General features: G+C 70.4%; 24 protein-coding genes. 12 read left to right on the plus strand and 12 right to left on the minus strand.

The features are described from left to right. The first annotated feature begins 251 nt into the window (after positions 1-251). Positions 252-1,709 (plus strand): catalase, encoded by a 1,458-nt coding sequence (locus tag ACIQM0_RS16190; RefSeq protein ID WP_401286657.1) that lies wholly within the window; start codon positions 252-254, stop codon positions 1,707-1,709. Between the two features lie 255 nt (positions 1,710-1,964). On the opposite strand, the gene ACIQM0_RS16195 is transcribed toward ACIQM0_RS16190, so the two are convergent. The 4 genes from ACIQM0_RS16195 to ACIQM0_RS16210 form a co-directional block, all read right to left on the minus strand. After that, positions 1,965-3,080 (minus strand): hypothetical protein, encoded by a 1,116-nt coding sequence (locus ACIQM0_RS16195; RefSeq protein ID WP_401286658.1) that lies wholly within the window; start codon positions 3,078-3,080, stop codon positions 1,965-1,967. Further along, positions 3,077-3,979 (minus strand): lactate/malate family dehydrogenase, encoded by a 903-nt coding sequence (locus tag ACIQM0_RS16200; protein WP_393331371.1) that lies wholly within the window; start codon positions 3,977-3,979, stop codon positions 3,077-3,079. The genes ACIQM0_RS16195 and ACIQM0_RS16200 overlap by 4 nt, the downstream gene beginning before the upstream one ends. Beyond that, positions 3,976-5,163: a phosphotransferase gene (locus ACIQM0_RS16205; protein WP_401286661.1), complete on the minus strand. Its 1,188-nt coding sequence runs from the start codon at positions 5,161-5,163 to the stop codon at positions 3,976-3,978. The genes ACIQM0_RS16200 and ACIQM0_RS16205 overlap by 4 nt, the downstream gene beginning before the upstream one ends. Before the next feature lie 94 nt (positions 5,164-5,257). Beyond that, the gene (locus tag ACIQM0_RS16210; RefSeq protein ID WP_393331377.1) at positions 5,258-6,010 is read right to left on the minus strand and encodes a hypothetical protein; all 753 of its coding nucleotides are present in this window, start codon (positions 6,008-6,010) and stop codon (positions 5,258-5,260) included. Between the two features lie 903 nt (positions 6,011-6,913). Between ACIQM0_RS16210 and ACIQM0_RS16215 the strand changes: the two genes are divergently transcribed. After that, the gene (locus ACIQM0_RS16215) at positions 6,914-7,819 is read left to right on the plus strand and encodes a hypothetical protein (RefSeq protein WP_371777625.1); all 906 of its coding nucleotides are present in this window, start codon (positions 6,914-6,916) and stop codon (positions 7,817-7,819) included. Continuing rightward, entirely contained in the window at positions 7,816-8,382 is a 567-nt protein-coding gene (locus ACIQM0_RS16220) for a GNAT family N-acetyltransferase (protein WP_401286665.1), read from the plus strand. Before ACIQM0_RS16215 ends, ACIQM0_RS16220 begins: the two co-directional genes overlap by 4 nt. Positions 8,383-8,720: 338 nt before the next feature. On the opposite strand, the gene ACIQM0_RS16225 is transcribed toward ACIQM0_RS16220, so the two are convergent. Both ACIQM0_RS16225 and gcl read right to left on the minus strand, forming a co-directional pair. Beyond that, positions 8,721-9,581 carry a phosphotransferase gene (locus ACIQM0_RS16225; RefSeq protein WP_401287197.1) on the minus strand — a complete coding sequence of 287 codons (861 nt, stop codon included), beginning with the start codon at positions 9,579-9,581 and terminating at the stop codon, positions 8,721-8,723. 156 nt (positions 9,582-9,737) lie between these two features. Then, a complete protein-coding gene (gcl, locus tag ACIQM0_RS16230; RefSeq protein WP_401286668.1) occupies positions 9,738-11,513 on the minus strand; it encodes a glyoxylate carboligase in 1,776 nt (591 codons plus the stop codon). 291 nt (positions 11,514-11,804) lie between these two features. Here gcl and ACIQM0_RS16235 point away from each other — a divergent pair, with 291 nt between their 5' ends. From ACIQM0_RS16235 to ACIQM0_RS16245, 3 genes are all read left to right on the plus strand, one after another. Continuing rightward, on the plus strand, positions 11,805-12,527 hold the full coding sequence (locus ACIQM0_RS16235) for a hypothetical protein (RefSeq protein WP_401287200.1): 723 nt from the start codon (positions 11,805-11,807) through the stop codon (positions 12,525-12,527). A 48-nt stretch (positions 12,528-12,575) separates the two neighbouring features. Beyond that, positions 12,576-13,112 (plus strand): GNAT family N-acetyltransferase, encoded by a 537-nt coding sequence (locus tag ACIQM0_RS16240; protein ID WP_401286671.1) that lies wholly within the window; start codon positions 12,576-12,578, stop codon positions 13,110-13,112. Between the two features lie 76 nt (positions 13,113-13,188). After that, positions 13,189-13,428, plus strand: coding sequence for a hypothetical protein (locus tag ACIQM0_RS16245; RefSeq protein WP_401286673.1), 240 nt, complete (start codon positions 13,189-13,191; stop codon positions 13,426-13,428). Between the two features lie 40 nt (positions 13,429-13,468). On the opposite strand, the gene ACIQM0_RS16250 is transcribed toward ACIQM0_RS16245, so the two are convergent. After that, entirely contained in the window at positions 13,469-15,076 is a 1,608-nt protein-coding gene (locus tag ACIQM0_RS16250; RefSeq protein ID WP_401286676.1) for an AMP-binding protein, read from the minus strand. Further along, entirely contained in the window at positions 15,073-16,749 is a 1,677-nt protein-coding gene (locus ACIQM0_RS16255; RefSeq protein ID WP_401286678.1) for an AMP-binding protein, read from the minus strand. The genes ACIQM0_RS16250 and ACIQM0_RS16255 overlap by 4 nt, the downstream gene beginning before the upstream one ends. 129 nt (positions 16,750-16,878) lie before the next feature. Here ACIQM0_RS16255 and ACIQM0_RS16260 point away from each other — a divergent pair, with 129 nt between their 5' ends. Further along, positions 16,879-17,721 (plus strand): helix-turn-helix transcriptional regulator, encoded by an 843-nt coding sequence (locus ACIQM0_RS16260; protein ID WP_363020878.1) that lies wholly within the window; start codon positions 16,879-16,881, stop codon positions 17,719-17,721. Positions 17,722-17,776: 55 nt separating this feature from the next. On the opposite strand, the gene ACIQM0_RS16265 is transcribed toward ACIQM0_RS16260, so the two are convergent. Next, positions 17,777-18,931, minus strand: a complete 1,155-nt coding sequence (locus ACIQM0_RS16265) for a winged helix DNA-binding domain-containing protein (protein ID WP_401286681.1) — start codon at positions 18,929-18,931, stop codon at positions 17,777-17,779. 107 nt (positions 18,932-19,038) lie between these two features. Between ACIQM0_RS16265 and ACIQM0_RS16270 the strand changes: the two genes are divergently transcribed. Next, positions 19,039-19,920 (plus strand): DMT family transporter, encoded by an 882-nt coding sequence (locus ACIQM0_RS16270; RefSeq protein ID WP_401286684.1) that lies wholly within the window; start codon positions 19,039-19,041, stop codon positions 19,918-19,920. Positions 19,921-19,983: 63 nt separating this feature from the next. On the opposite strand, the gene ACIQM0_RS16275 is transcribed toward ACIQM0_RS16270, so the two are convergent. After that, the gene (locus ACIQM0_RS16275) at positions 19,984-20,568 is read right to left on the minus strand and encodes a TerD family protein (protein WP_385039079.1); all 585 of its coding nucleotides are present in this window, start codon (positions 20,566-20,568) and stop codon (positions 19,984-19,986) included. A gap of 281 nt (positions 20,569-20,849) precedes the next feature. Continuing rightward, positions 20,850-21,080 carry a DUF6296 family protein gene (locus ACIQM0_RS16280; protein ID WP_401286687.1) on the minus strand — a complete coding sequence of 77 codons (231 nt, stop codon included), beginning with the start codon at positions 21,078-21,080 and terminating at the stop codon, positions 20,850-20,852. Between the two features lie 272 nt (positions 21,081-21,352). Here ACIQM0_RS16280 and ACIQM0_RS16285 point away from each other — a divergent pair, with 272 nt between their 5' ends. The 4 genes from ACIQM0_RS16285 (at position 21,353) to ACIQM0_RS16300 (ending at position 25,814) form a co-directional block, all read left to right on the plus strand. Beyond that, positions 21,353-21,805, plus strand: a complete 453-nt coding sequence (locus tag ACIQM0_RS16285; protein WP_401287202.1) for a DUF5709 domain-containing protein — start codon at positions 21,353-21,355, stop codon at positions 21,803-21,805. An 85-nt stretch (positions 21,806-21,890) separates the two neighbouring features. Beyond that, positions 21,891-22,733 carry an alpha/beta fold hydrolase gene (locus ACIQM0_RS16290; protein WP_401286689.1) on the plus strand — a complete coding sequence of 281 codons (843 nt, stop codon included), beginning with the start codon at positions 21,891-21,893 and terminating at the stop codon, positions 22,731-22,733. A gap of 138 nt (positions 22,734-22,871) precedes the next feature. Further along, positions 22,872-23,240 (plus strand): nuclear transport factor 2 family protein, encoded by a 369-nt coding sequence (locus tag ACIQM0_RS16295; RefSeq protein WP_401286691.1) that lies wholly within the window; start codon positions 22,872-22,874, stop codon positions 23,238-23,240. A gap of 147 nt (positions 23,241-23,387) precedes the next feature. Then, positions 23,388-25,814, plus strand: a complete 2,427-nt coding sequence (locus ACIQM0_RS16300) for an endonuclease/exonuclease/phosphatase family protein (RefSeq protein ID WP_401286693.1) — start codon at positions 23,388-23,390, stop codon at positions 25,812-25,814. A gap of 19 nt (positions 25,815-25,833) precedes the next feature. Here ACIQM0_RS16300 and ACIQM0_RS16305 read toward each other — a convergent pair whose 3' ends face one another. Further along, positions 25,834-26,751: an alpha/beta fold hydrolase gene (locus ACIQM0_RS16305; protein ID WP_401286695.1), complete on the minus strand. Its 918-nt coding sequence runs from the start codon at positions 26,749-26,751 to the stop codon at positions 25,834-25,836. Between the last annotated feature and the right edge of the window lie 16 nt (positions 26,752-26,767).

Below are 26,767 nucleotides of genomic sequence, written 5' to 3' on the forward strand. Positions count from 1 at the left end.
GCGGCCGGGCCCCGAGCGGGTCCGGCCGGCACCACCCCGCCGGGTGACCTTCTCCCCCGGCCCACAGACTTCCGGGCGGCGTCGGCGCTGACACCTGTCCTGTCGCGCCCAGGCGCCGGCGCCGTCCGGAACACCTCTCCAGCAAGATTTCAACAAACTGTTGACGTCGGGTTCGGGGCGTACCTACGCTCCTGGAGCCCCCAGGACGTCGCAGTTCAGCAGCTCCCCGTACGGAAGGTCGCCCCGACACCATGACGCAGCGTGTGCTTACGACCGAGTCAGGCGCCCCGGTCGCCGACAACCAGAACTCCGCCACCGCCGGCGCCGGTGGCCCGATCCTCCTCCAGGACGGTCACCTCCTGGAGAAGCTCGCCCGCTTCAACCGGGAGCGCATCCCGGAGCGCGTGGTGCACGCCCGGGGCTCCGGCGCGTACGGCTACTTCGAGGTGACCGACGACGTCACCGGCTTCACCCGCGCCGACTTCCTCTCCGAAGTGGGCCGCCGCACCGAGACCTTCATACGGTTCTCCACGGTCGCCGACTCGCTCGGCGGCGCGGACGCGGTACGCGACCCGCGCGGCTTCGCCCTCAAGTTCTATACGGACGAGGGAAATTACGACCTGGTCGGCAACAACACCCCGGTGTTCTTCATCAAGGACCCGATCAAGTTCCCCGACTTCATCCACTCGCAGAAGCGCGACCCGTTCACGGGCCGTCAGGAGCCGGACAACGTCTGGGACTTCTGGGCCCACGCCCCCGAGGCCACGCACCAGGTGACCTGGCTCATGGGCGACCGCGGCATCCCCGCCTCGTACCGCCACATGAACGGCTACGGCTCGCACACCTACCAGTGGACGAACGCGGCGGGCGAGGCCTTCTTCGTCAAGTACCACTTCAAGACCAACCAGGGCGTGCGCTCGCTCTCCGCAGAGCAGGCCGCGGAGCTCGTCGGCAAGGACGCCTCCTCGCACCAGACGGACCTGCTCCAGGCGATCGAGCGCGGCATGAACCCGTCCTGGACCCTGCACGTGCAGGTGATGCCGGCCGCCGACGCGGCGGACTACCGGTTCAACCCGTTCGACCTGACCAAGGTGTGGCCGCACAGCGACTACCCGCTCCAGCGGGTGGGCCGGCTCGTTCTGGACCGCAACCCGGACAACGTCTTCGCCGAGGTCGAGCAGGCCGCGTTCTCCCCGAACAACTTCGTGCCCGGCATCGGTCCCTCGCCGGACAAGATGCTCCAGGGCCGCCTGTTCGCCTACGCGGACGCGCACCGCTACCGCCTGGGCGTCAACCACACCCAGCTCCCGGTGAACGCCCCGCGCACCGCCGTCGTCGACAACTACGGCCGCGACGGGCTGCACGCCACGCGTCACGGCGCGCGGCACGACAAGAACTACGAGCCCAACTCGTACGCGGGCCCGGCCCAGACGGACTCCGCGTTCTCCGCGCCGATGGCCGTCCAGGGCTGGACCGGCACCCACGAGGCGCCCGCCCACACCAAGGACGACGACTTCTTCCAGGCGGGCGAGCTGTACCGGCTGATGTCGGACGACGAGAAGGGCCGGCTGATCGCCAACATCGCGGGCGGCCTGTCCCAGGTCACCCGGGACGACGTGATCGAGAGGAACCTGGCCCACTTCCACGCCGCCGACACCGAGTACGGCAAGCGCGTGGAGGAGGCCGTCCGCGCCCTGCGCGAGGACTGAACCCTCTCGTTGGGCCCCCAAGCCCTGCCCGCGTCGCCGCGCCCGCCCGGATGAGGGGTTGCGCGGGGCGCGGGCAGGACGAGGCCGCGGCGGGTGTGCGACGCCAGTGCGGTGGTGCGGGTGGTGGTCCCGTCTCCTGACCTGAAGGAGCCGGGACCTCCCGCCCCCGTCACACGCCCGCCGCGGCCCCTGTCACTCCCTGAACCAGGGCGTGGAGTACGGATTACGGTCCCGTACTCCACGCCCTTTCCGGTTTCAGCGGACGGACCTCGTGGCCTCCAGCAGCACGGCGGTGCTTGCCTCGGGATCGTGGTTCATGGTGAGCGCCTGATGGGGGAGCTGGGTCAGGCGACCGACGAGGTCCTGGTTGGACGCCTCGGGTGGCAGGAGTCCGAAGACGTCCGGGTACCGGTCCTCTGTGGCAGAGCTGAAGAAGTCGGCATCGGTCACGCCTCGCGCTGCCGCAGTCAGTACGGGGGCGGCGTCCGGAGCGATTTCCGGGAAGAGGATTCCGACAACGTACCCTTTTGCGGCCAGCGTCAGCCCGAGCAAGGATTCCAGCTGGTCGGGGAAGAACTGCGGCTTCATCTCGGCCCCCGACATCTTCCACAGCGGGGTGCGGTCACCGGCGAGGAGCGCGTCGGTGACCTGCTGCTTCTGGGTGGGATGCATCAGTTCACCGGCCCGGACACGGGCACGTACGGGCTCGTACCAGCCGAGGGCGTCAAGCAGGCCGAAGCCGATTGCCGCCGCGCTCGGCCAGGGCAGGACACGGATGACTTCGCCGTCGAAGCGAGCGAACACCCTGTCGTTGGCCAGGAGATGGAGGCCGGTACGGGCGAGCAGGAATCCGGCGGTCGTCTTGCCGGCCCCCTTGTTGCCCAGCGTGAGGAGCGTTGCGCCGTCGGAGGGGAGGGTGACGGCCGATGCGTGGAGGATCTGCCAGCCGTCGGCGAGGAGCTGACCTCGGACGACCTCCCTGGCGAGGCGGGCAGTAGCGGTGGCGACGGCCGTCTCATCGACTCCAACGATGCGCATACGGCTGGCGGCCGGCTCCCATACGTAGGACAGCCCGTCCTCCTGCTGCGTCGCCGTGACGAGGCCGGCCTCGTCACGGGTGACCAGCATCGAGGCGGTGGCATAGGTGACCTCTTCCGGCCGCCCGGCCAACACGCGGGCTCCGAGCTCTGCGTGCTGTTCCTCGTCGACGTCGGCGCGGATCACCGGGCCGGTCGCACCACCCGGGCCGACATCCGCAGCCGTCCACCACAGGCCCAGGTACCGACTGACCCAGTCGGTGATGGCCGAAGTCCGGCTGATGACGGTGACCGATTGGTTGTCGGCCGTCGTGATGCGGGTCGCGAAGGTCATGAACGGGACATCTCCTTGAGTGTCGAGTAGAGGTGGTGGTAGGCGGCCTGCAACTTGGCTGCTGCCGCCGCGAGGTCGCGTCTCTCGTCGGCGCCCAGACGCGGGAGACACACGGTGGGGTGCCCGGAGGTGAAGTGCAACGGCATTCCGAGATACGTACCGTCCCTCGGGGCGGACAGTTCGATGACGCCGTCCGTGACGCCCAGAACACAGGCGAGGGCGGCCACGGTGGCGGCGGCAGGACCGGAGCGGACCCGGCCGATACCGGCTGCGATGCGGCCGGGCCGGGCGGCCATCTCGGCCCGGATCGCCTGGACGGGGATGCGGGCGGCCCGACCGTTGACCGTGGTGGAGGAGGCGCAGATCACCGCCAGGTCTCCGTGCTCGCCGATCACATGCCCGTGCACAGACTGGGTCGGCACCCCCATCGTTCGGGCCAGGATGAGTCTGTAGCGGGCGGTGTCGGTACTTGAGCCGATCCCCCACACCCGTGTGCTGCCGGACGCCTCCGCGTACAAACGGGTCATCACGTCCACGGGGTTGGTCACCACGACGACCGGTCCGGTGAACCCGGCCAGTTCGTGGGCGAGGTGCCGGATCATCGCCCCATTGGCGATGAGGCCGGCCATGCGGATGTCTGTCGTGTGGTCGTTGGCGAAGGCAGCTCGGGGGCAGAGCACGATGGCATCGCACGACTTCATCCGGGCAGGGTCGACCCGGTGCGCTCGAACGGATGACGCACTGACGGCGCTCATGTCCTCCAGGTCGGTGACAAGGCCGTCGGCGCTGCGTCCGTGGAGGGAGGAGACCATCACGGTGTCGCACCAGCCGGCGTGGACCAGGAGTGTGCCTACGCCCTGGCCGACGGCTCCCGCACCGATGATTCCGATGGCCGTCACCGGGTCGCCGCCTGCGCGACGTAGGCAAGACACAGACGCCACAGGTCACGCCCGGCATGTAGGGGAACGAGCGCGGAGGTGCAGAGGTCGAGCATCCGGCAGACAGCTCCGGTCCTGGCGACCACAACTGCTCCGTTCCGGGTCATCGGCAGACCCGCCGGGTGGGAGAGGTACGTTGTCAGGATGTTGGTGGTGTCCATCAGCCACAGGATGACGAGCTGCCGCAGAAGCGCACTCTCGTCCACGGCGGCCAGATGAGCCGCTGCGGCGTCCGTATAGGCCGTGATTTGGTCCAGGACCACGCGCACGCTGTCTTCCCCCGGCCTGCGGGCGACCATGTCGAGGACGAGGCGGGACAGCAGCTTGGCAAGGTCGGCGCATGGCGGGTTTCGCATGAGGCCCGGGTCGATGAACGAAGGCCGGCCGCCTCCGGGCGGGAACAGCACGTGCTCCGGCTTGAGGTCCCCGAAGATGACCAGCCGCGGCGACGAAGATCCGGCAGCGGCGTTGGCTCGACGGACACGGAGGACGATGTCCCGAAGAACTTCCCCGTGCGGGGACCTCCTCAAGTACGCGGCGCCACTTGTGCCGTTGAACTTCCGCAGAAACGTCCCGGGGATCGACCTCTCAACGATCGGCGCACGGTCGACCAGCGCAACGAGGTCGTGTCCGCGCAGCACCGGCGCGAGTTCCTCGTGCACGAGATGCAGGAGGCCGACTGTGCTCTCTGGGGACGCCGCGACCAGTTCGGCAAGGGTCGCTCCGTGAACGCGCTCAGTGAACAACACCCCGGGCCGATAACCGGCAACCTTCGGTACGCGCAGCCCTGCGGCGGCGAGCGCTCGGAGCTGATTTGCCTCCCGTTCGAGGAGGGTGCCCGGCCTGGCGAGGTAGGCACGCTGAGCAGCCTCGACAGTGGGCCAGTCACCACCCGTCCCGCGAATGACGGAAACCAGCGACATTCCGAGCAACTCGACCTTCGCGTACAGAGAGCCGCCGTCGACGGTGAGCTGCTGCACATGGCTGGTGACGCTCGGAACGACGGGGCCGAGCCGAACAGGAGATGTCGGCCATAGGTCGCGTGCCGCCGTTGCGATGTGCTCGGCCGCGTAGCCGGCCACCATTTCCGGCGTGGGTGGTCGTACGACGTCGAAACGCAAGGGGCTCGTGGCGGGGTGGAACACGGGGTCCTCTCTTCTTCCGGGTCAACCGGCACATGGGCGCCACCTGCCTGCCCCGCCATGAGAGGCCGTGCAGGGCGGCTTGCCCACGTGCGCATCAGTTGCTGGGCCGGGCCGAGCCTGCCGATGCGGCGGCCCGGTGCAGCGTGTCCGCAAGGAGCAGCGCGTCATCGGTATCCAGGTAGTCGAAGCGGATGCGGTTGCCGCCGTGCCGACTCCGGCAATGTCCGCAGTTAGGTACCGACTCGACGAGCAGCGCCTGGCCTGTCGCGGAGATCAACCGCTCCAGTTCCCGGGCGAACCGCTCGTGGTCATGCCAGTCGCCGGGAAGGTCGAGGGCGCACAAGACCGACTCGTCGCCGCCGAGGCTGCGATAGAGGAGCGTGGCCGCGTCTGCATCGAACATGCCGATGTCGATGAGGGCCCGGTCCCCCATGATCTGGATGTCCAGGCGCCGAACGACGCCGATGTGCGCAAGCGCGCGATGCAGCTGCAACGCAGCATTCTGCACCTCAGTGAGACGGGTCTCGAACAGCCGCATCAGGGACCAGATTTCCTGTTCCGAGGTCAGGGTGAGAATCAGCTCGTGGCCAGGGCACGGCAGGGGCTGTTCGATGCGTACCACCTCAGCGGCAACGCCTTCGGTGAGCAAGTGGGCCCGCACGTCCCCGCACGTCCAAGGGCAGGCGGCCGAGGCAGTCAACCGCAGTCGGCAACCACCCGGCGCGGGGGCTTCCTCCAGCTCGAAACAGAGGCCGGCGTACTCTAGGACCAGTTTCAGCGCGTGAACCGTGGCCGCCCAGGTCGTCGTATCGGCGTCGTCCGCCGCAGTCGTCAGCGAGGTCGTCATCGGATGTCCTCGTGAGGTAGGTGGAACACCTGCGTGTGGTTCATCCGGCCGGTTTCGCATGCCTTAGGTCCTTGGCGTGCGGCATGCGTGCTGGTCAATGACTCGGGGCTCCGTACAGAGCCACGGACAACGATCGATGCGGGCGGCGGACAGTCGGCCGACGACAACCTGACAGCGCAGGACACGGACTGCAGTAACAGCTCGACGGTCTGCACGCTGTTCTGCGACGAGAACAGAGGCGTCGGCGCCGCGCCCTCCTCCAAGTGCCGCACGGCGTTGGGCGCATCCGCCAACCCGAGCCGGTTTCTCCGGGACCGTTCGTGGGGCATGGCAAGCCTCCTGAGTTGAGCAATGAATGAGTGGAACGACTGACCAGTCGCTCGCAAAGTGCGACTGACACCCAGGTAACTCCTGTACGCAGACGGCTGGTTAGGGCGTTCATGCGCTCGCCCAGCGGACTCACCTAGGGCGTTTTGACCCGGTCTTTACCTGGTGGGGCGGGAGCACGGCGGCTACCGTGCCCCCATGGACGCGATCCGCAACACCGTCCTTGAGGCGTGGATGACCGAGCATGGCCACAGCTCCAACAGCCTTGCCGATGCTGTTAACAGCGCTGTCGAAGAGCTGACGGGACGTGCGGGCGGCCTCGACGGGTCATCGGTCCGGGCGTGGAAAGCGGGCCGAGTTGCTTGGCCGAAGTCAGCAACCCGTACCGCGCTTGAGAGCGTCACCGGATTACCCGCCGTCGCCTTAGGGTTCGTGCCACGGGGCCGACCTTCGCCAACCCCGGTGTCATCGCAGCAGGAGGAGTCCGACATGAAGCGCCGCACCCTCGTCGGCGGCATCGCTGCGGCAGCTGCCGCAGCAGCAGCCCCAGGGACCGCGTCACCGCGCCGAATCGGCATGAGCGACGTCAACCGGCTGAATAAGCGCTTCGCCGAGATCATCGCAAACGACCACCGCCACGGCGGACAACCCCGCATCGAGGAACAGGCCGCCGTGCTCGCCCACGAGGCGCTCAACCTCCAGAACTCGGGCAGTGCGACGCAGCGGGTACGCAACAGTCTGTACGCCTCCGGAGCCGCATTCCGGTCGTCCGCGATGTGGGCGGCCATCGACGGCCGACGCTACGACGTAGCGAAGGCTCACATGCGCGAGGCCCAGGCCCTCGCCGAGATGTCGGGTGACCAGGCGATCAAGTTCCGCATCTGGAGTCATGCGGGCACCATGTACCGCCACATGGGCCGCCCTGCCGACGCGATCGCCGCCAACGATGTCGCCCGCCACCTGCATCTCACCCGCCGGGACCCACTGTTCGCCTCCCTCGGCCTGGCCCGCCAAGGAGCCATCCACGGCACGGCCCAGAACCGGACCGAGACACGGAGGGCGTTCGAGCAGGCGCAGGACGCAATGCTGCGCGCCGATCCCGCCGACCACCGGCCGGTCTGGCTGCTCGCCTTCTACGATCAGGCCGAACTGGACTCACTGGCTCTCTCCGCCTACCTGGCGCTCGGCGACTACTCCACCGCTGAATACCACGCCCACCGCTGCCTGGCCTCGCTCCGGCCCCACATGCTCAGGTCTCGCGCCATCACCACAACTCGTCTCGCCCACGCCCTTCTCTCGCAGGGCGCCGCCGACTCCGCAACAGCCACCGCCATGCGGGTCCCCGCAGACGCCGCCACCCGCCACGCCCGCGTGTCGCGCATGCTCCAAGAATTCGGGGCCGCCCTCCGCGCCACCGCACCGCGCAGCACCACCACCCGTGCCTGGACCGAGCACACCATCACCTGGAGGACGGCCGCATGACCACCGCACCCACCACCGAGCTGCGCACCTTCACCAGCTTGGACACCATCCGCGACGACCTCCTCGATGTGTACGCCGAGGTACGTGCCCCGCTGCTCCACCTGCCGAACTACGCGGTGACCGCGTTCGGCGAACGTATCGACCGGCACTCCACCGAACGGGGGTTCACAGCCGTCCTCGCGTACGCGGACAACCAGCCGGTCGGCTACGCGTACAGCAACACCATCGAGCACGGGGACCGCTACTGGCAACGCACCAGCCCGACGCCGACGGAGAAATACACCGGGCGCCCGGCCATGGCCCTGAAGGAGATCGGCGTCCGCCCGGCCTGGCGCAAGACCGGCACCGCCCGCCGCATCCACGACGCCCTCCTCGCTACCCGCGACGAGCCGTACGTGACGCTCATGGTCAACGGGGCCGCAGGCGACGGAAAGGTCCGCGCGCTCTACAAGTCATGGGGCTACAAGGACATCGGACATAGCCAGCCGTCACCGGCCTCACCGGTCCTCACTGTGATGATCCGTGACACCGCTGAGCCAGGAGACGGGCACCGCCGAAATTGAACCTCAGGCCCCAGTCTCGATGCTCTGGGCGACGTGTACGACGGCCAGGGGCTGAGAGTGGGAGGCAGCGGCACCGTTCACACTCAGCTCCTGGTGGCCGGGCTGGTGATCGACCCGCTGACGCGTTACTGCACCCGCCCGAAAGTCCATCCGGTCCTTCCGCAGTGCGGGGAAGCCTGCTGTTCATGCGCGCTGGCAATGGGGGTAGCAGTCCGCATTCCGTCCCCAGGCTCAGTACGGCGCTTCGGCCACCGGCGCTCCGCAACCGCACGAGCGAGGTCAAGACAACCCGCCTTCCGGGTTCAGCGAACGGCCACGGTCCCGCCATGCGGTGATGACTAGGGACCTTCCAGTCGCCTGGTCAATGTGTCGAGCGTCGGCCAAGGAGGCCCCTCGCGCAACAAGCGCAGGAGTTCTTCTCCGAATCTCCTCCCATTCGGGAACTGGTCGCCGATCTCCCAACGCCATGCGGCGACCATCGCGACAACGAGTTGTCGGCACTCATCCAGCAGCCCGTGGTCAAGGCCTGGGTAGTACTCGCAGACCGCCTCGGGAACATGGGCGAGATCGAACTCGACGGGGCCGCGGCAGCACGTCTCAAGATCGATGAACAACGGGCCGCTCTTCGTGCTGAGCACATTGCCCGGATGCGGCTCGCCGTGGAGCAGCTGCTCCGCGGCGCCGCGGTCTTCGATCGCTCGTCGCAGACTTGCCAGCCTGCCGCCCAGGAACACGCGGTCCGCGTCGGCGAGCTCCGGTGAGCGAGCCGGGTCGGCGACAACTTGCTGCGCCTCGGTGATCCGGTCCGTGAACCGCGGGCTCGGCGCGGCGACCCTGCGCATGCCGACGTGCAGCTGCTCCAGCGCCTTGGCGTAGCCGGCTGGTGGGGTGTCAGGTGTCACGGGCTCGTAGTAGGTCCACAGCGTCACTGCGAAGCCATCCCGCGTGTACACACGAGGCTCCACCCGAGGCTCCAAGGGACACACCGGGCATCCGGCCCCGGCGAGCCGCTGAGCGAGATCGACTTCGAACTGTGCAACCTCTTGCCCCACGAAGGCGACCCGGGCAAAGACGTCGCACGGTGTCAGCCGCAGTGCCAACTTGTTCGAGTTGTGGAGAACGATCGCGTCGTCGGCCGGCAGATCCAGCGATGCGGCGAGCGAAGTCGCCGCCGCGATCGCACGCGTGATGTCGGTCATCTGCACCCCCGGATTCTGGCACAGACGAGCGAGGACGGTGCCAACCAGCCAGCCGACCGCGTCGCAGGTTCGACTCCTGCCGGGGCGCAAGCCGGAAGAGCGCCTACGGATCCCCGTAGGCGCTCTTCCGGAACGGGCTTGCGGGCCCTACGGCCGTCAGGCCGTCACGTACGGCCGGATCGCCGTGGGCGCGTGCCCCGGCTCCGACGCGACGTCCTCGAACTCGTTCACCGACGCGATGTCCGTACCGCTCATCGAGATGTTCGTGATCCGCTCAAGGATCGCCTCGACGACCACCGGCACCCGGAACTCCGCCGCCAGCTTCTTGGCCTCCTCGAAGGCCGGCAGCAGCTGGTCCGGCTCGGTGACCCGGATCGCCTTGCAGCCCAGGCCCTCGACGACCTTGACGTGGTCCACGCCGTAGGCGCCCAGCTCCGGCGAGTTGATGTTCTCGAACTCCAGGTTGACCTGGAAGTCGATGTCGAAGTTGCGCTGCGCCTGCCTGATCAGCCCCAGGTAGGAGTTGTTCACCAGGACGTGCACGTACGGGATGTGGTGCTGCGCGCCGACCGCGAGCTCCTCCAGCATGAACTGGAAGTCGTAGTCGCCGGAGAGCGCGACGACGGAGGCCTCGGGGTCGGCCGTCGCGACGCCCAGCGCGGCCGGGATGGTCCAGCCGAGCGGGCCCGCCTGGCCGCAGTTGATCCAGTGGCGCGGCCGGTACACGTGCAGCATCTGCGCGCCCGCGATCTGGGAGAGGCCGATCGTGGTGACGTACCGGGTCTCGGGGCCGAAGGCCCGGTTCATCTCCTCGTACACCCGCTGCGGCTTCAGCGGCACGTTGTCGAAGTGCGTGCGCCGCTGGAGGGTCGCCCTGCGCTCCTGGGTGGACGCGGCCCAGCGCGAGCGGTCCTTCAGCTTGCCGGCCGCCTTCAGCTCGCGCGCCACCTCGACGAACAGCTCCAGCGCCGCCTTGGCGTCGGAGGCGATACCCAGGTCGGGGGCGAAGATCCTGCCCAGCTGGGTGGGCTCGATGTCGACGTGGACGAACTTCCGGCCCTGTGTGTAGACGTCCAGCTTGCCGGTGTGGCGGTTGGCCCAGCGGTTGCCGATACCGAGGACGAAGTCGGACTCCAGGAAGTTCGCGTTGCCGTAGCGGTGCGAGGTCTGGAGGCCGACCATGCCGGCGTTCAGCTCGTGGTCGTCGGCGAGGATGCCCCAGCCCATCAGGGTCGGGACGACCGGGACGCCGGTCAGTTCGGCGAACTCCACCAGGAGTGCGGACGCGTCGGCGTTGATGATGCCGCCGCCCGCGACGAGCAGCGGCCGCTCGGACGCGTTCAGCATCTCCAGCGCGCGCTCGATCTGCTTGCGGCTCGCGGCGGGCTTGTGCACCGGCAGCGGCTCGTAGAGGTCGGGGTCGAACTCGATCTCGGTGAGCTGCACGTCGATCGGCAGGTCGATGAGGACCGGGCCGGGACGGCCCGTGCGCATCAGGTGGAACGCCTGCTGGAAGACGCCGGGGACCTGCGCGGCCTCCAGGACCGTGGTCGCCGCCTTGGTGACCGGCTTGGCGATCGACGCGATGTCGACGGCCTGGAAGTCCTCCTTGTGCAGGACCGCGGTCGGGGCCTGGCCGGTGATGCACAGGATCGGGACGGAGTCGGCGATGGCGGAGTAAAGGCCGGTGATCATGTCGGTGCCGGCGGGTCCCGACGTACCGATGCAGACACCGATGTTCCCCGGGCGGGCCCTGGTGTAGCCCTCCGCCATGTGGGAGGCGCCCTCGACGTGGCGGGCGAGCGTGTGATGAACCCCGCCGGAGGCCTTGAGAGCCGCGTAGAAGGGGTTGATCGCCGCGCCCGGCACACCGAACGCGTTGCTGACGCCTTCGCGCTTGAGGATCTCAACTGCCGCTCGGGCAGCGGTCATTCGAGGCATTGAGTGCTCCTGCTCGGACCTGGGTGGAGTCGGGCTCTGTCGCGCCACCTGAGAGCACCAATTCCGCATTACGGAAACTTGATTCTGCTATACGGAAGCAAATCTAAAGTGCGCCCGGACAGCCGTCAAGGGAGGCGGCTCAGTGCGGCCCGAGCCGAGGCGGTCGCGCGAAGTCGCTCAAGTCCCTCCCCCGGACCTCGCTCTTGGTGGAGCATGGGGGTACGGAGCGGAGCCGGCCCGGAACCCGGGCCGCCCGCGGTCCGTGCGGCGAAGGAGGCCATGGTGGAGTCAGTGCCGGTACGGTGCCCGGCCTGCCGCCGCGACCACACGTACGCCACACCCGCCTACCCGTGCCCGTGCGGCTCCCCGACCGCCCCGCCGCTGATGCGCGGCGCCCCCGTCACGACGATCACCCACCGCACCTGGAACGACGACTGGGTGACGGTGCGCTGTCGCGCCTGCGGGCGGCACGACCAGTGGCCGCAGCCCGAGCTGTGCTGCCCGTGCGGCGCGGTGCTGCGGATCCCGGTCCGCCCGGTGGCGTCCCCCGGCCGCCCGCCGGGGACCGGGTCGCGGCCGGTGCGCCCGTCGCACATCCCACTGCCGCGTACGGCCGCGGCCCCGAGGCCGGCGTTCCGGCCGCTGACGATCCGTACGGCGCGCGACGCGGTCGGCGCCGCCGCGCTGTATCTGAAGTGGCTCGGCTACCGGGATGTCGTCCAGCCCGCCGGGCGCCCCGCCTCCCGGATCGACCTGCGGGCGGCGGGCCTGATCGCCCAGGTCGACTCCACCACCAGGGCGACCGCGCTGCGCGAGGTCGAATGCCTGTGGCTCAACGCCCTGAGCACCTCGGTCTCCGCGGTGCTGTTCTCGCTCGCCGGATACACGCCGGACGCCCGGGAGCGCGCGGACGGGCTCGGCATCCCGCTCTTCGTCATGGACCTCACCGGGAGCCCGCAGCCGGTGAACGGCCCGGCGGACGAACTCGTCGGCACGGGCGCCTGAGCCCCCTCCCCGTACCGCCGGGCGGGCGACTCGCCCCATACTTGGGGTATGCGCATCCGCCCCGCCCGACGCTCGGATCTTCCCCTGCTTCAGGACATCGAGCGCGCCGCGGGAGAGCCGTTCCGCGCCGTCGGCATGTCCCGCGTGGCCGACGACGAGCCGCCGTCCCTGGACGTTCTGGACGAGTACCGCCGGGCCCGCCGCGCCTGGGTGACCGTCGGCCCCGACGACCGGCCGCTGGGCTATCTCGTCGCTGATCCGGTCGACGGCGCCGCCCACATCGAGCAGGTCTCGGTCCATCCCTCGGCCGCCCGGCGCGGGCTGGGCGGCGGCCTCATCGGCCATACGGACGGCTGGGCGGCGGCCGAGGGGCTGACCGCGCTCACCCTCACCACGTTCTCCCACGTTCCGTGGAACGCGCCGTACTACGCCCGGCTCGGCTTCCGCGTACTGACGGAGGCCGAACTCACCGACGGGCTGCGGAAGATCCGCGCCGAGGAGGCGGAACACGGCCTGGACCGGTGGCCGAGGGTCTGTATGCGCCGGAACGTGCCGCACCTCACAGAAATCAACCGGCCACAGTGAGTGCTATCGGTCACGTTCGAGCCAGGGGCAACAGATGTTCGGTCCGTTGTCGGTGGCGGGCCTTACAGTGGGGCGCATGGTCTTAACTCCACGGCTCACTCAACCCAATGCGCCGGCGCACGCCTCCCAGCCCGCACACCTCGCCCAGCCGGCCCACCCCGCCGCTGTCGAGGCGAACGAGGCGATCCGCGCGCTCGTGGACGCACGCGCAGGACAGGACTGGTCCTCCGTGGAGTCCGCGGCGTACGAGGTGCTCCTCATCGAATGGGCGGCCGCCACCCGGGCCGCCGCGGGCGACATCATCGAAGCCGCCTGACAGCGCCCCGGCCGCCGCTCGCACGGACCCGGCCGGGGCTCTACCGGCCGTAGTTCTCACGCAGTTCGATCTTCCGGACCTTCCCACTGACCGTCATCGGGAAGGTTTCGAGAATCTCCAGCAGCCGCGGCACCTTGTAGTGCGCCAGCTGTCCGCGGCAGAACGCCGCCACCTCCTCCAGGGTCGGCGGGTCCGCCGGGTCCCCGGGAATGACGCAGGCCAGGATCTCCTCGCCGTACCGCTCGTCCGGCACCCCCACGACCTGCACATCCGCGATCTTGGGGTGGCCGTAGAGGAACTCCTCGATCTCGCGCGGATACACGTTCTCACCACCGCGGATGATCATGTCCTTGATCCGGCCGACGATCTGCACATAGCCGTCCTCGCGCATCACCGCGAGGTCCCCGGTGTGCATCCAGCGCCCCGCGTCGATCACTTCGGCGGTCCGCTCGGGCTGCTCCCAGTAGCCGAGCATCACGCTGTAGCCGCGGGTGCAGAGTTCGCCCGAGGCGCCGCGCTCCAGCGTCACGCCCGTCGCCGGGTCGATGACCTTGACCTCGACGTGCGGCATCACGCGCCCGACGGTGCCGGTGCGGCGCTCCAGGTCGTCGTCACGGCGGGTCTGGGTGGAGACCGGGGAGGTCTCCGTCATCCCGTAGCAGATGGACACCTCGTCCATGTGCATCTCGGCGACGACCCGCTTCATCACCTCGACCGGGCAGGGCGATCCGGCCATGATGCCGGTCCGCAGCGAGGAGAGGTCGTACGAGGCGAAGCCGGGGAGGTTCAGCTCGGCGATGAACATGGTGGGGACGCCGTACAGCGAGGTGCAGCGCTCCTGCTGGACGGCGGCCAGCACGGCGGCGGCCTCGAAGGCGGGGGCCGGGATCACGATGCAGGCGCCGTGCGAGGTGATGCCGAGGTTGCCCATGACCATGCCGAAGCAGTGGTAGAAGGGGACCGGCAGACAGACCCGGTCCTCCTCGGTGTAGGCGACCAGCTCCCCCACGAAGTAGCCGTTGTTGAGGATGTTGTGGTGGGAGAGGGTGGCCCCCTTGGGGAAGCCCGTGGTGCCCGAGGTGTACTGGATGTTGATCGGGTCGTCGCAGGACAACTCCGCCTCGCGAGCCGCGAGTTGTTCCGGGGTCACTGCCCCTCTGGCGGCCAGCAGCTCGTCCCAGGTGGGGTCGCCGATGTAGTGCACGGCGCGCAGCGCGGGGCAGTTCGGGCGGACCTCGTCCACCAGGGCCCGGTAGTCGCTGGTGCGGTGCGCGAGGGTGGCGACCAGGAGCGAGATCCCGGCCTGCCTCAGCACGTACTCCAGCTCGTGCGCCCGGTAGGCGGGGTTGATGTTGACCATGACGGCGCCGATACGGGCGGTGGCGTACTGGACGAGCACCCACTCGGGGCAGTTGAGTGCCCAGATGCCGACCCGGTCCCCCTTGGCCACCCCGGACGCCATCAGCGCACGGGCCAGGTCGTCGACGGCCGAGCCGAACTCCGCGTACGTCCAGCGTCGCCCGGAGACCACGTCGACCAGCGCCTCGCGCGCGCCGAACGCGTCGATCGCCCGGTCGAGATTGCGTCCGATGGTGTCGCCGAGCAGGGCGGTGGTACCGGTGCCGTGGGCGTAGGACAGCTCGGTCACGTCAGGTCCCCCTCCGCGTACTCGGCGCCGGTGCCCCGGGCCGTGGCCTCACGCAGCTCGATCCGGCGGATCTTGCCGGAGACGGTCTTGGGCAGCTCGGCGAACTCCAGCCGCCGGATCCGCTTGTACGGGGCGAGGACCGCACGGGAGTGGGCGAAGAGCACCTTGGCCGTGTCGGGTCCGGGCTCCCAGCCCTCGGCCAGCACGACGTACGCCTTCGGGACGGCGAGCCGCACCGGGTCGGGGGCCGGTACGACCGCGGCCTCGGCGACGGCCTCGTGCTCCAGCAGGGCGCTCTCCAGCTCGAACGGGGAGATCTTGTAGTCGGAGGCCTTGAAGACGTCGTCCGCGCGGCCCACGTAGGTGATGTAGCCGTCCTCGTCGCGGGAGCCGATGTCCCCGGTGCGGTAGTAGCCGCCGGCCATGGCCTCAGCGGTGCGGTCCGGGTCGCCGTGGTAGCCGGTCATCAGACCGACCGGCTGGGCCGACAGATCGAGGGAGATCTCGCCCTCGTCGGCGCCGGGCTCCCCGCTGACCGGGTCCAGGAGCACCACCTTGAAGCCGGGGCTCGGGCGCCCCATCGAGCCGGCCTTCAGCGTCTGGCCGGGGGTGTTGGCGACCTGGACGGCCGTCTCCGTCTGGCCGAAGCCGTCCCGGATGGTGACGCCCCACGCGCGCCGGACCGTCTCGATGACCTCGGGGTTGAGCGGTTCGCCCGCCGCGACGACCTCACGCGGCGGGGTCTTCAGCTGGGAGAGGTCGGCCTGGATGAGCATCCGCCAGACGGTGGGCGGGGCGCAGAAGCTGGTGATCTCCGAGCGGTCCATCTCGGCCATCAGCCGGCCCGCGTCGAAGCGGGTGTAGTTGAAGATGAAGACGGTCGCCTCGGCGCTCCACGGGGCGAAGAGGTTGGACCAGGCGTGCTTGGCCCAGCCGGGCGAGGAGATGTTGAGGTGCACGTCGCCCGGCTTCAGCCCGATCCAGTACATCGTCGACAAGTGGCCCACGGGGTACGAGACATGGGTGTGCTCGACCAGCTTGGGGCTGGCGGTGGTGCCCGAGGTGAAGTAGAGCATCAGCGGTTCGTCGGCGTCGGTCTCCCGGTCCGCCGTGAACGTCTCCGGCTGCTCGTCGGCCCCGCTGTAGGAGAGCCAGCCCTCGGTGTCCGCGCCGACGGCGATCCGGGTGTAGCGGCCGGGCACGTCGTCGAACTTGCCGGTGTCGGCGTCCCTGACCAGCACATGGCGGACCCGGCCGCGCTCCACCCGGTCGCGCAGGTCGGCCGGGCCCAGCAACGGGGTCGCGGGGATGACGACGGCGCGCAGCTTCATCGCGGCGAGGGCGGTCTCCCACAGCTCCACCTGGTTGCCGAGCATGACGAGGACGCGGTCGCCCTCCCGTACGCCCTGGGCGCGCAGCCAGTTCGCGGCCTGGTTGGAGCGGGCGGACATCCTGGCGAAGGACATCTCGGTGCGCCCGCCGTCCTCCTCCACGATGTGCAGGGCGGTGCGGTCGTTGTTCCGGGCGATGACGTCGAACCAGTCCAGGGCCCAGTTGAAGTGGGCGCTCCGGGGCCAGTGGAAGCCCTCGTAGGCAGCGTTGTAGTCCTCGCGGTGCTCCAGCAGGAAGTCCCGGGCGGCCCGGAACGTCTCCGTCGCACTGGTTGCCGACATGTGCCCTCCTCATTGCGGACCGGACCGGTCTCTTAACATGATGTAAACAGTGACCCAGGTCTCACCACCCCCGAACGGGGGTGCCGCACAGGCGGCTTCACCCCTGGGGCCGGGCAGAGAGGCGTCATCGTGCCGGAATCCGTCGATGCGGTGGAGATGCAGGCCGCGCTGCTGCGGCTGCGCCGGACGAGCGGGCTGCCCGTGGCGTTCGGGGGGCTGCTCTCCGACACCCGCCATGCCAGGATCGCCGAGCTGAACGGGGCGCACACCGCGGCGCTGCGCGGGCTGGTGATCTCGGCCGGCAGCGGACTGGGCGGCAAGGCCATCGCCCTGTCCCGGCCGTGCGCGGTGACCGACTACCACTCCTCGCGCCACATCAGCCACGAGTACGACACGGCCGTGGCCGCGGAGGGCCTGCGCTCGGTGGTCGCGGTACCCGTCGTCGTACGCCGCAAGGTGCGGGGGGTGCTGTACGGGGCGCTGCGCGAGCCCCTCACGCTCGGGGACCGGACGTTCGACGCGGCGGTGGCGGCGGCCCGCGACGTGGAGCAGGCGCTCGCCGTCCGGGACGAGGTGCAGCTGCTGCTGGCCGTGACCCGCGAGGAGGTGACCGACCCGCGGGCCGCCCCGGAGGCGTGGGAGGGCGTCCGGGAGGCGCACCGGGAACTGCGCGCCCTGGTGCCGAAGGTCCTCGATCCGGCGCTGCGCGACGAGCTGCTCGCGGTGTGCGGGCGGCTCGCCTCCGCGGCCGGAACCCGGGTGCCGGGGTCCCGGGAGGTGCAGCTGGCGCCGCGCGAGCTCGACGTCCTGTCCTGTGTCGCGGCGGGCGCGACGAACGCGGTGGCGGCGGACCGGCTCGGGCTGCGCCCGGAGACGGTGAAGGGCTATCTGCGCTCCGCGATGCGGAAGCTCGGCGCGCACACCCGGCTGGAGGCGGTCGTCGCGGCCCGGCGGGCGGGGCTGCTGCCGTAGCCGCGGGGCCGGAGCTGGTTTCCGTGCCCGGCGCCCCGGCCGCACGGTGGCGCCGTCACCCGTCGAAGTCGACGAACGAGGCGAACCTGATGTCGTACCCGCTGCCGTCCCTGGTCGCCTCCGTCATCACGGAGAGCAGGGCGACGGCCTCCTTCGTGACGGCGTCGCGCCCGGCCGCGTCTAGGCGCCGCAGCTCCTGCACGGTGACGGTGGCCGGTGCGCCGCCCCGCCCGGCGTCCAGCCGCCAGAGGGCCGCGAGGAAGCCGTCGGCCAGGACGCTTCCGTAGCTCTGGTTTCCCACCCCGTTGCGCCCCTTGAACCGTGGCGGGATGACGCGGGTGCGGTCCGCGTGGCCGAGCAGCACGTTGTCGAACTCGGGGAGGAATCGTGGCGGGGCGGGGGTGTCCTCGTCGGGGCGCGGGGCGTCGGGCAGGTCGAAGAGCTCGACGCCGTTCTCGTCCCGGAAGGTGACGAGCCGCGGACGGAGCCGGTCGAAGACCTCCCCCAGCCGGGTCAGACCGGCCCATGTCTGCATGTCCCGCACCGACGCCGGCCCGAAGGCGCCGAGGTAACGCAGCACCGTGGTGTCGGGCGCGGGCACCGGCTCGGAGGGCCTGGCGAGCCAGTGCTCGACGGTGGTCAGCGCCACCCGGCCGCTCTTCCCCCACACCCCACGCGGGGTCACCTGGACCAGCGGCAGCACACAGCGGGCCGCCGTGCTCAGTGCCTGCGGGTCCGCGTCGGGCCACTCGGTGAGCAGCCTCTCGCGGATCTCCTTCGGGGTGCGGGGCGCCTCCTCGACGTACTCCCGGCTGATGTCGCGGAGCCGGTCCAGGTCCACGCCCACGAGCCGCTTCCGGAAGATCCTCAGCTCGCGGTCGCGGGCCTCCTGGACGAGGGGGCGCAGGGTGAGGGCGTCGTCGGCGGTGTGGGTGTGGATGGTGGAGCGCAGGGTGACGATGCGGACGGCCTCGCGCGACTCCATCAGGGCGGCGAGCTCGGCCGGGTCGAAGCCCTCGATGCGGGCCAGGAGCTGGAAGTACGGCGGCCGGGTGTTCTGCGCCTGGAGGCCTACGAGGTGCCGGATCGCTTCCGCGGCCGTCATCGGGGCGCGGCGGAGCAGCAGTTGGCGTTCCAGGGTCGCGCGCCCCAGTGCCCGTGGCGAGAGCACCGCGGGGGCGGAGGCGGAGGTCTTCTTCTTCACGGCCATGGGCGGCACGGTACGCGGCCGTCGGGTCTGATCCCGTCCTGATGACTCCGCCGTGCCGTTGGGCGCGGTACCCGGGTCTCGGCGCCTTCCGCCCGCATCATGGACCGGTGATCAGTGTCCTCTTCGCCGTCCTGACCTCGCTCAGCAACGGGTCCGCCTCCGTTCTCCAGCGCCGAGCCGCCATGAATGTCCCGGACCGGGAGGCGATGCATGTGTCGCTGATCGGCCATCTGCTGCGCCAGAAGGTGTGGCTCGCGGGGATCTCGCTGACGATCGTCGCGGCCGTCTGCCAGGCCGTGGCGCTGGCCACCGGGCCGATCGCTGTGGTCCAGCCGATCTTCGTGATCGAGCTGCCGGCGACCCTGCTGCTGGCGGGGTTCGTGATGCGGGTGCGGGTGCCCCGGCCCGTCTGGTTCGGGGCGGCCGCCGTCACGGCCGGTCTGGCCCTCGGCATGGCGTCGGCCGCTCCGGGCGGCGGGAGCACGTCGGTGCACGGGGCGGCGTGGGTTCCGGCGCTGATCCTGACGGGTCTCTTCGAGGCGGCCCTGATCGCCGGGTCACGGGTCACCCGCGGCAACCCCCGGGCCGCCCTGCTCGGACTGGCCGCCGCCTGCGGATACGCGCTCACCGCCGCCCTCATGAAGGACGCCATGGCACGGCTCAGCGACGGCGACGGGGTGGTGGCGCTCTTCGAGTCCTGGCAGCTGTACGCCACCGCCGCGGCGGGCGTCGGCGCGCTGTTCCTCCTCCAGAACGCCCTCCAGGCGGGAACCCTGGTCGCGGTCCAGCCCTGCCTGACCCTGGGCGACGCCCTGATCAGCGTCCTGTACGGGGTGACCCTGTTCGGCGAGGAACTGCGCACCGGCTGGTGGCTGTTCCCCGAGCTGCTGGCCCTGGGCCTGATCACCGCGGGCTGCGTCGAACTGGCCAGGTCGCCGCTGGCCTCCGGAAACGCGACGCCCCCGCCCCGCGCGCGTCGGGTGAACTGAACACCACCGCGGTCGCGGAACGGGGACCCCGTGTTCCAGGAACACGCCCCGGCTGTCTGCCGGCTACTTGCTCACGGCGAAGCGCATCAGGGCCTGCTCGTCGCCCTGCTTGATCTTCCCGGTCTCGTTGATCACCTCGAGCTTCCAGCTCCCGCCGACGCGGAACGCCTTGGCCACGGCGCAGCCGTTGTCGTTGCTGAGCAGGCTCGGCCAGATGTCGGCGACCTGCTGGGTGGAGCCGCCCGTCGCGTCGTACACCTTGAAGCTGATGTTGCGCGCGTTCTGGAAGGAGCTGTGCTTCTTGTACGCCGCGGCGATGAAGACGATGGACGTGATGTTGGACGGCACCCTGGCGAAGTCGACGGTCACGGTCTCGTCGTCGCCGTCACCACGCCCGGTCTGGTTGTCGCCGCTGTGCGCCAGCGAGCCGTTGCCCAGCGGGTCCAGCGAGTCGAGCCCGGCCAGCCGCACCGGCTCCGCGCCCTGCATCGCGATGGCGATGAGGTCGAGGTCCGTGCCCTTCTTCTGACGGATCTTCCCCATCAGCCCGCCACTGCTGCCGACAGTGGGATCCCAGGACGCCCCGATGGACAGGTGGGTCACCCCGTCCAGATCCGCGGGGCCGTCTTCCTTCTTCAACGTGATCATGCGTGATCCTCTTCGTGGCGAGATTCCTACAGCTTGAGTGTGCCTGGTGTCTCCCGCACGCAGCCCACCAGGGGCAAAATTTCGACCAAGTGTTTGACGCCTCGGAGCGGATTGTCCTGCGTCGGCACGATGTCACCGGACATGGCACGTGATAGGCGTCCACAGGTGTCCAGGACTCCCCGGGCGCTCGCGCACCCGCTCCGGGGCGCTGTGCGCCCCGGAGCGGGTGCGGATCCGCTCTCCGGGCCGGCCTCCGCGGTGGCTTGCGGGCCGGCTCCGGCTCATTCGGCCGGTGTACGCACCACCAGGGGCGTCCCGAGGCGCTGGTGCCCGCCGCTGGCGAGCATCCGCACCTCCTCGCGCTCACTGATCTCCGCCCGGACGATCCCGGTCTCGTCCTCGTAGACCGGGTATCCGCCGGCCCCGGACTGTGCGGTCCGCCGGACGGTCACCGTGTCGTCCTCGACGGCGGACGACTGAAACACCAGCTCGTAGCTCTCCGGGTAATCCATGACGGCCTCTCCGTGGCTGCGTGTGCGGACGGCCTCTCCACACGGCTCTCGGCGCCGGTCCCGCCCTGCTGGGGCGCTCGGCCCACACCCTCCATCGTCCCTCACTCCGGCCGTCACCGCCCACTCGCGGCCGCACGGCTGCGGGCCCGGCGCGGGGCCCCCTATCCTGAAGAGGTACGGGAAGCTCGAAGGCGATTGGGCCGCTCCGCCCCCTTCTCCCGCGTCGTACGGTGGGCATGACCGGGATCCCCGACATCGGGAAGGGACTCATCATGAAGGATGCCGACCGGGGCGACGAGGTCTATCAGCCCCAGCAGCCGGAGGCCTCCGACCCCGCCGATCTGCTCGACGCGGACGACACCCTGGACAACCGCGGTGTCGCCGACGTCCTCGACGAGGGGTACTCCCCGCCCGAGCGGCCATGGGCCGTGGAGGACCAGGGAACCACCGCGTCCGAGCAGCACAGCGGCGAGGCCTTGGCGGGCCGGCTGGCCCGGGAGCTGCCCGAGATCGGCGACGAGCCCGGTGACGGTGTGGGTGACCTCGCGGACGGGGACGGCGAGCCCTGGGACGACGAGGTCGGCACCGCACGTGCCGGACGCCTCACCAGGGAGCTGGACCGGAACGACCCGGACACCACGGCGGGCGAGGACGTCGGGATCGACGGCGCGGCGGCATCGGCCGAGGAGGCCGCCATGCATGTCGTCCCGGACGGCCAGGTGTAACGACGGCCGAGGCCGGGGAACCCGCCGCGCTCCCCCGTCACGTCGCCCGTCCGCAGCGGCAGCGTCGTACCGAAGGAGAGTCAACATGCCGTACATCACCGTCGGCCGGGAGAACTCCGCCGACATCGAGCTGTACTACGAGGACCACGGCGCGGGCAGGCCGGTCGTCCTGATCCACGGGTTCCCGCTGAGCGGCGCGTCGTGGGAGAAGCAGCTCCCGGTCCTGCTCGGCGGCGGATACCGGGTCATCACCTACGACCGGCGTGGTTTCGGCCGGTCGAGCAGGCCCGTCACCGGGTACGACTACGACACGTTCGCCGAGGACCTGAACACCGTGATGGAGACGCTCGACCTCCAGGACGCGGTGCTGACCGGTTTCTCCATGGGTACCGGCGAGGTCACCCGCTACCTCGGCAACCACGGCTCGCGCCGGGTCGGCCTGGCGGTCCTGGTGGCGCCCGTGCCGCCCTTCCTGCTGAAGACGGACGACAACCCCGCAGGCGTCGACCAGAGCGTTTTCGACGGCATCATGAGCGCCGCCGCCGCGGACCGGCCCGCGTATCTGACGGAGTTCCTCGACGCCTTCAACAACACCGACAAGCTCGGGGGCACCCGGATCAGCGAACAGGCCCTGCGGATGCAGTGGAACGTGGCGGCGGACGCCTCGGCGCACGCCACGCTGGCGTGCGTGCCGACCTGGCTGACGGACTTCCGCGACGACCTGCCGAAGAACGACGTGCCGACGCTCGTCGTGCAGGGCGACGAGGACCGCATCCTGCCCATCGACTCCACCGGGCGGCGGCTGCCGGACCTCATCCACGACAGCCGCCTCGTGGAGATCGCGGGCGGTCCGCACAACATCGGCTGGACCCATGCCGAGGAGCTCAACACCGCGCTGATGGGCTTCCTGGACGAACACCGGCGCTGACCGGTCCGGTGCCCTCACGCTCGCCCGGCCCGCGCTTACCCCGGAGGTAATCGACCGGTTCCACGATGTCGGACATCGTGTTCCTCACGAGCACAACCCGCCCGGAGCACCCGCCGGGACCGACGAGAGGACCCCACGATGACCGCGTACGACGACGCCGTCCAGCGCTACTTCGCCGCCTGGAACGCCGCCACCCCCGAGGAGCTGGAGAAGGCCGTCGCCGCGGCGTTCACCGAGGACGCCACCTACACCGACCCGCTGGCCGCCGTACGGGGACACGACGAGCTGGCGGCCGCGATCAGCGGCGCCCAGCAGCAGTTCCCCGGCTTCGCCTTCCGCCAGACCGGGGCTGTCGACGGGCACCACGCCCTCGTCCGCTTCAGCTGGGAGCTGGTCGCCGCGGCGGACGGCTCGGCGCCCGTCGCCGGTTCGGACGTGATCACTCTCGCCGACGACGGGCGGATCAGCTCGGTGAGCGGATTCCTGGACCGGGTACCGTCCGCCTGACTCAGCCGGGCGGGTCCGGATCCCGGTCGGCGGCCGCGTTGGGCCAGATGGCGTAGCGATTTCTGGAATTAACCTCTGATGCCTTGTCATCGCCGGTTCTACGCGCATAGCTTGTGCTGCCTCATCACACTCTGAGGGGCAGTTTCCGTGCGCATATCCAGACCACGTTCCGTCCTGCTGGCCGGCGCGGTCGCCGTGACCCTCTCGGCGACCGCGCTGCCCGCCGCCTTCGCGGCCCCGTCCTCGACCGCCGTGATCTCCGAGGTGTACGGGGGCGGCGGGAACTCGGGGGCGACGCTCACCCGCGACTTCGTCGAGCTGGCCAACGCCGGCTCCGCCGCGTACGACCTGTCCGGGTTCAGCGTCCAGTACCTTCCCGGGGCGCCGTCCGCCGGTTCGCAGTGGCAGGTCTCCCCGCTCACCGGCGCCGTCGCGCCCGGCGGCCGCTATCTGGTGGCCCAGGCCGCGGGCACCGGCGGTACCGTCGGCCTGCCCGCACCGGATGCCACCGGCACCGTCGCGATGGCCGCCGCGAGCGGCACGGTCGCACTGGTCTCCGGCACCGCGCCGCTGACCTGCAAGACGGCGGCCGACTGCGCCTCCGACACCCGTGTCGTCGACCTGGTGGGCTACGGCTCCGCGGTCGTCCGGGAGGGCAGCGGACCGGCGGCCGGCGCCTCCGCCACCGCCTCCGTGGCGCGTGCCGCCTCGCTGGCGGACACCGACGACAACGCCGCCGACCTGTCCGCGGGCGCACCCACGCCGGTGAACGCGGCCGGTGAGACGTCGGGCGGCGGCGAGGACCCCGGCCCGGACAACCCGACCGAGCCCGGCACCGTGCGCGTGCACGACATCCAGGGCACCACCCGGGTCTCCCCGCTGGACGGCCAGGCGGTGACCGGGGTCCCCGGCATCGTCACGGCGGTACGCACCACGGGTTCACGCGGCTTCTGGATCCAGGACCCCTCGCCGGACGCGGACCCCCGTACCTCCGAGGGCGTCCTCGTCTACACCGGTTCCGCCGCCCCGACGGTCTCGGTGGGCGACTCGGTGCTGGTCAGCGGCACGGTGGACGAGTACTACCCGTCGGCCACCACCCAGTCCGTCACCGAGATCACCGCCCCCAGGATCACGGTCCTCTCCTCGGGCAACGCGCTGCCGGCACCGGTGGTGCTCGACGCGGCCGCGGTGCCCGGCGGCTACCTCCCCTCCGCGGGCGGCGGCTCGATCGACGCGCTGCCCCTCGAACCGGCGAAGTACGCCCTCGATCTCTACGAGTCGCTGGAAGGCACCCGGGTCGAGGCCGCCGACACCCGGGTCACGGGCGCCACGAGCTCGTACGGCGAGGTCTGGGTGACCGTCGAGCCGAAGCAGAACCCGACCCGGCGCGGCGGCACGCTGTACTCCTCGTACACCGACCAGAACACCGGCCGGATCAAGGTGATGTCGCTCGACAGCACCCGGCCCGTCCCGGTCGCGAACGTGGGTGACGTGCTGTCCGGCACCACCACCGGGGTGCTGGACTACGACTCCTTCGGCGGTTACAGCCTCCAGGCCACCCGGCTCGGCACGCTCACCGACCGGCACCTGAAGCGCGAGGTCACCCGGAAGCAGAAGCGCGACGAACTCGCCGTCTCCACGTACAACGTGGAGAACCTCGACGCGCTCGACGACCAGGGCAAGTTCGACACCCTCGCCAAGGGCGTCGCGGTCAACCTGGCCTCCCCCGACATCGTGTCGCTGGAAGAGATCCAGGACGACAACGGTGCGGTCAACGACGGCACGGTCGGCTCCGAGGCCACCCTGAAGCGGTTCACCGACGCGATCGTCGCGGCGGGCGGCCCCCGGTACTCCTGGCGCTATGTCGCTCCGCAGGACGGCAAGGACGGCGGCGAGCCCGGCGGCAACATCCGTAACGTCTTCCTCTTCAACCCCGCCCGGGTCTCCTTCGTGGACCGTGCCGGTGGCGACGCGACCACCGCGGTGAAGGCCGTACGGACGAGGAAGGGCGTCACCCTCTCTGCCTCGCCCGCCCGGATCAGCCCGCTGGACGAGTCCTGGTCCGACAGCCGCAAGCCCCTGGTCGGTGAGTTCCGCTTCCGCGGGGAGCCGGTGTTCGTCATCGGCAACCACTTCACCTCCAAGGGCGGCGACCAGCCGCTGCACGGCCGCTACCAGGCACCGGCCCGCAGCTCGGAGACGAAGCGGGTCAAGCAGGCGGCGGAGGTCAACACCTTCGTCAAGTCACTGCTGGCGGCGGACAAGTCGGCGCGGGTCATCACGCTCGGCGACCTGAACGACTTCGCGTTCTCGCCGACGATGTCCGCGCTGACCGCGGGGAAGGCGCTCAAGCCGCTGATCAACACGCTGCCGGCGAACGAACGGTACAGCTATGTGTACGAGGGCAACTCGCAGACGCTGGACCACATCCTGACGAGCCCGGGCATCCGGCGCTTCGACTACGACGTGGTGCACATCAACGCGGAGTTCGCGGACCAGGCGAGCGACCACGACCCGCAGATCGTGCGGGTACGGGCCGACGGACCCGGCCACGGACACCACGGGCACCACTGATCCCGCGCGGGCGGGCGGCTCAGCCGCCCGCCCGCGGCAGGGCCGCTCCCGCCGAGCCCGTACGCGGACGCGGCATCGTGAGGGGCCCCAGGGCGGGCGCCGCCTCCAGCGGGCGGTCGGTGAAGAAGCGGGCGACCAGGTCCGCGACGTCATCGGGGCGTTCCAGCACGACCCAGTGGTCGGAGTCGCCGATGGTCAGGAACCGGCTGCCCTCGATCGTCGCCGCGAAGGCCCGCTGCCGTTCGGGCGAGGTCACCGTGTCGTGCTCGCCCGCGAAGACCAGCGCGGGCACGCCGCTCAGCCCGCCGGAGTAGTCCGGCCGGTGGCCCAGCGCCCGGCGCAGCGACTGCGCGGCGTGCGGGGAGTGGGTGAGCGCGTGCAGGAACGAGCGCCGGACGTAGCGCCGGGCGAGCTCCCTGCGGTGCACGGTGCGCTCCGGGTCCAGGCACATCAGGGCCTCGGCGGTCAGGGTGGCGAGCCCCTCCATGTCGCCGGTGGCCAGCCGGTCGACGGCCCGGCCCCAGTGGGCCCGCTGGGCGTCGCTGATGTGGGCCGGTACGCCGCCGAGCACCAGCCGGGCGATGCGGCCGGGGTTCTGCCGGGCGCAGCCGAACGCGATCGACGTGCCGTAGGAGAAGCCGAAGAGGTTGACCCGGGCCGCGCCCAGGTCGTCGATGATGCCGGTGACGGCCGCGTACAGGATGTCGTCGCCGGTGCCGGGCGGCAGCGGATCGGCGCCGCCCATGCCGGGCAGGTCGGCGGTGACGACGTCGGCGCGCGGTCCGAGGTGCTCGTCCATCTGCGGCCAGCCGTACATCCCCTGGAGCGCGCCGCCGAGGACGATGACCGGCTCGGTGCGGGGCGAGGGCTGTCTCAGGGTCCGGTAGCTGTAGCGCAGCCCGTGCACCGACAGGTTCCGGATGATCTCGTCGGGCATGGTGACCGTCCTTAGA

Origin of the sequence: Streptomyces sp. NPDC091387 (assembly GCF_044756945.1) — a bacterium.
In the GTDB taxonomy this organism is placed as follows: Bacteria; Actinomycetota; Actinomycetes; order Streptomycetales; family Streptomycetaceae; genus Streptomyces.

Coding starts and splice junctions, on each gene's coding strand:
- ACIQM0_RS16190 (WP_401286657.1), top strand. CDS start 252: ATGACGCAGCGTGTGCTTACGACCGAGTCAGGCGCCCCGGTCGCCGAC.
- ACIQM0_RS16195 (WP_401286658.1), bottom strand. CDS start 3,080: ATGACCTTCGCGACCCGCATCACGACGGCCGACAACCAATCGGTCACC.
- ACIQM0_RS16275 (WP_385039079.1), bottom strand. CDS start 20,568: ATGATCACGTTGAAGAAGGAAGACGGCCCCGCGGATCTGGACGGGGTG.
- ACIQM0_RS16245 (WP_401286673.1), top strand. CDS start 13,189: ATGGTCTTAACTCCACGGCTCACTCAACCCAATGCGCCGGCGCACGCC.
- ACIQM0_RS16255 (WP_401286678.1), bottom strand. CDS start 16,749: ATGTCGGCAACCAGTGCGACGGAGACGTTCCGGGCCGCCCGGGACTTC.
- ACIQM0_RS16225 (WP_401287197.1), bottom strand. CDS start 9,581: ATGACCGACATCACGCGTGCGATCGCGGCGGCGACTTCGCTCGCCGCA.
- ACIQM0_RS16265 (WP_401286681.1), bottom strand. CDS start 18,931: ATGGCCGTGAAGAAGAAGACCTCCGCCTCCGCCCCCGCGGTGCTCTCG.
- ACIQM0_RS16290 (WP_401286689.1), top strand. CDS start 21,891: ATGCCGTACATCACCGTCGGCCGGGAGAACTCCGCCGACATCGAGCTG.
- ACIQM0_RS16285 (WP_401287202.1), top strand. CDS start 21,353: ATGAAGGATGCCGACCGGGGCGACGAGGTCTATCAGCCCCAGCAGCCG.
- ACIQM0_RS16295 (WP_401286691.1), top strand. CDS start 22,872: ATGACCGCGTACGACGACGCCGTCCAGCGCTACTTCGCCGCCTGGAAC.
- ACIQM0_RS16210 (WP_393331377.1), bottom strand. CDS start 6,010: ATGACGACCTCGCTGACGACTGCGGCGGACGACGCCGATACGACGACC.
- ACIQM0_RS16215 (WP_371777625.1), top strand. CDS start 6,914: ATGAGCGACGTCAACCGGCTGAATAAGCGCTTCGCCGAGATCATCGCA.
- ACIQM0_RS16280 (WP_401286687.1), bottom strand. CDS start 21,080: ATGGATTACCCGGAGAGCTACGAGCTGGTGTTTCAGTCGTCCGCCGTC.
- gcl (WP_401286668.1), bottom strand. CDS start 11,513: ATGACCGCTGCCCGAGCGGCAGTTGAGATCCTCAAGCGCGAAGGCGTC.
- ACIQM0_RS16220 (WP_401286665.1), top strand. CDS start 7,816: ATGACCACCGCACCCACCACCGAGCTGCGCACCTTCACCAGCTTGGAC.
- ACIQM0_RS16305 (WP_401286695.1), bottom strand. CDS start 26,751: ATGCCCGACGAGATCATCCGGAACCTGTCGGTGCACGGGCTGCGCTAC.
- ACIQM0_RS16240 (WP_401286671.1), top strand. CDS start 12,576: ATGCGCATCCGCCCCGCCCGACGCTCGGATCTTCCCCTGCTTCAGGAC.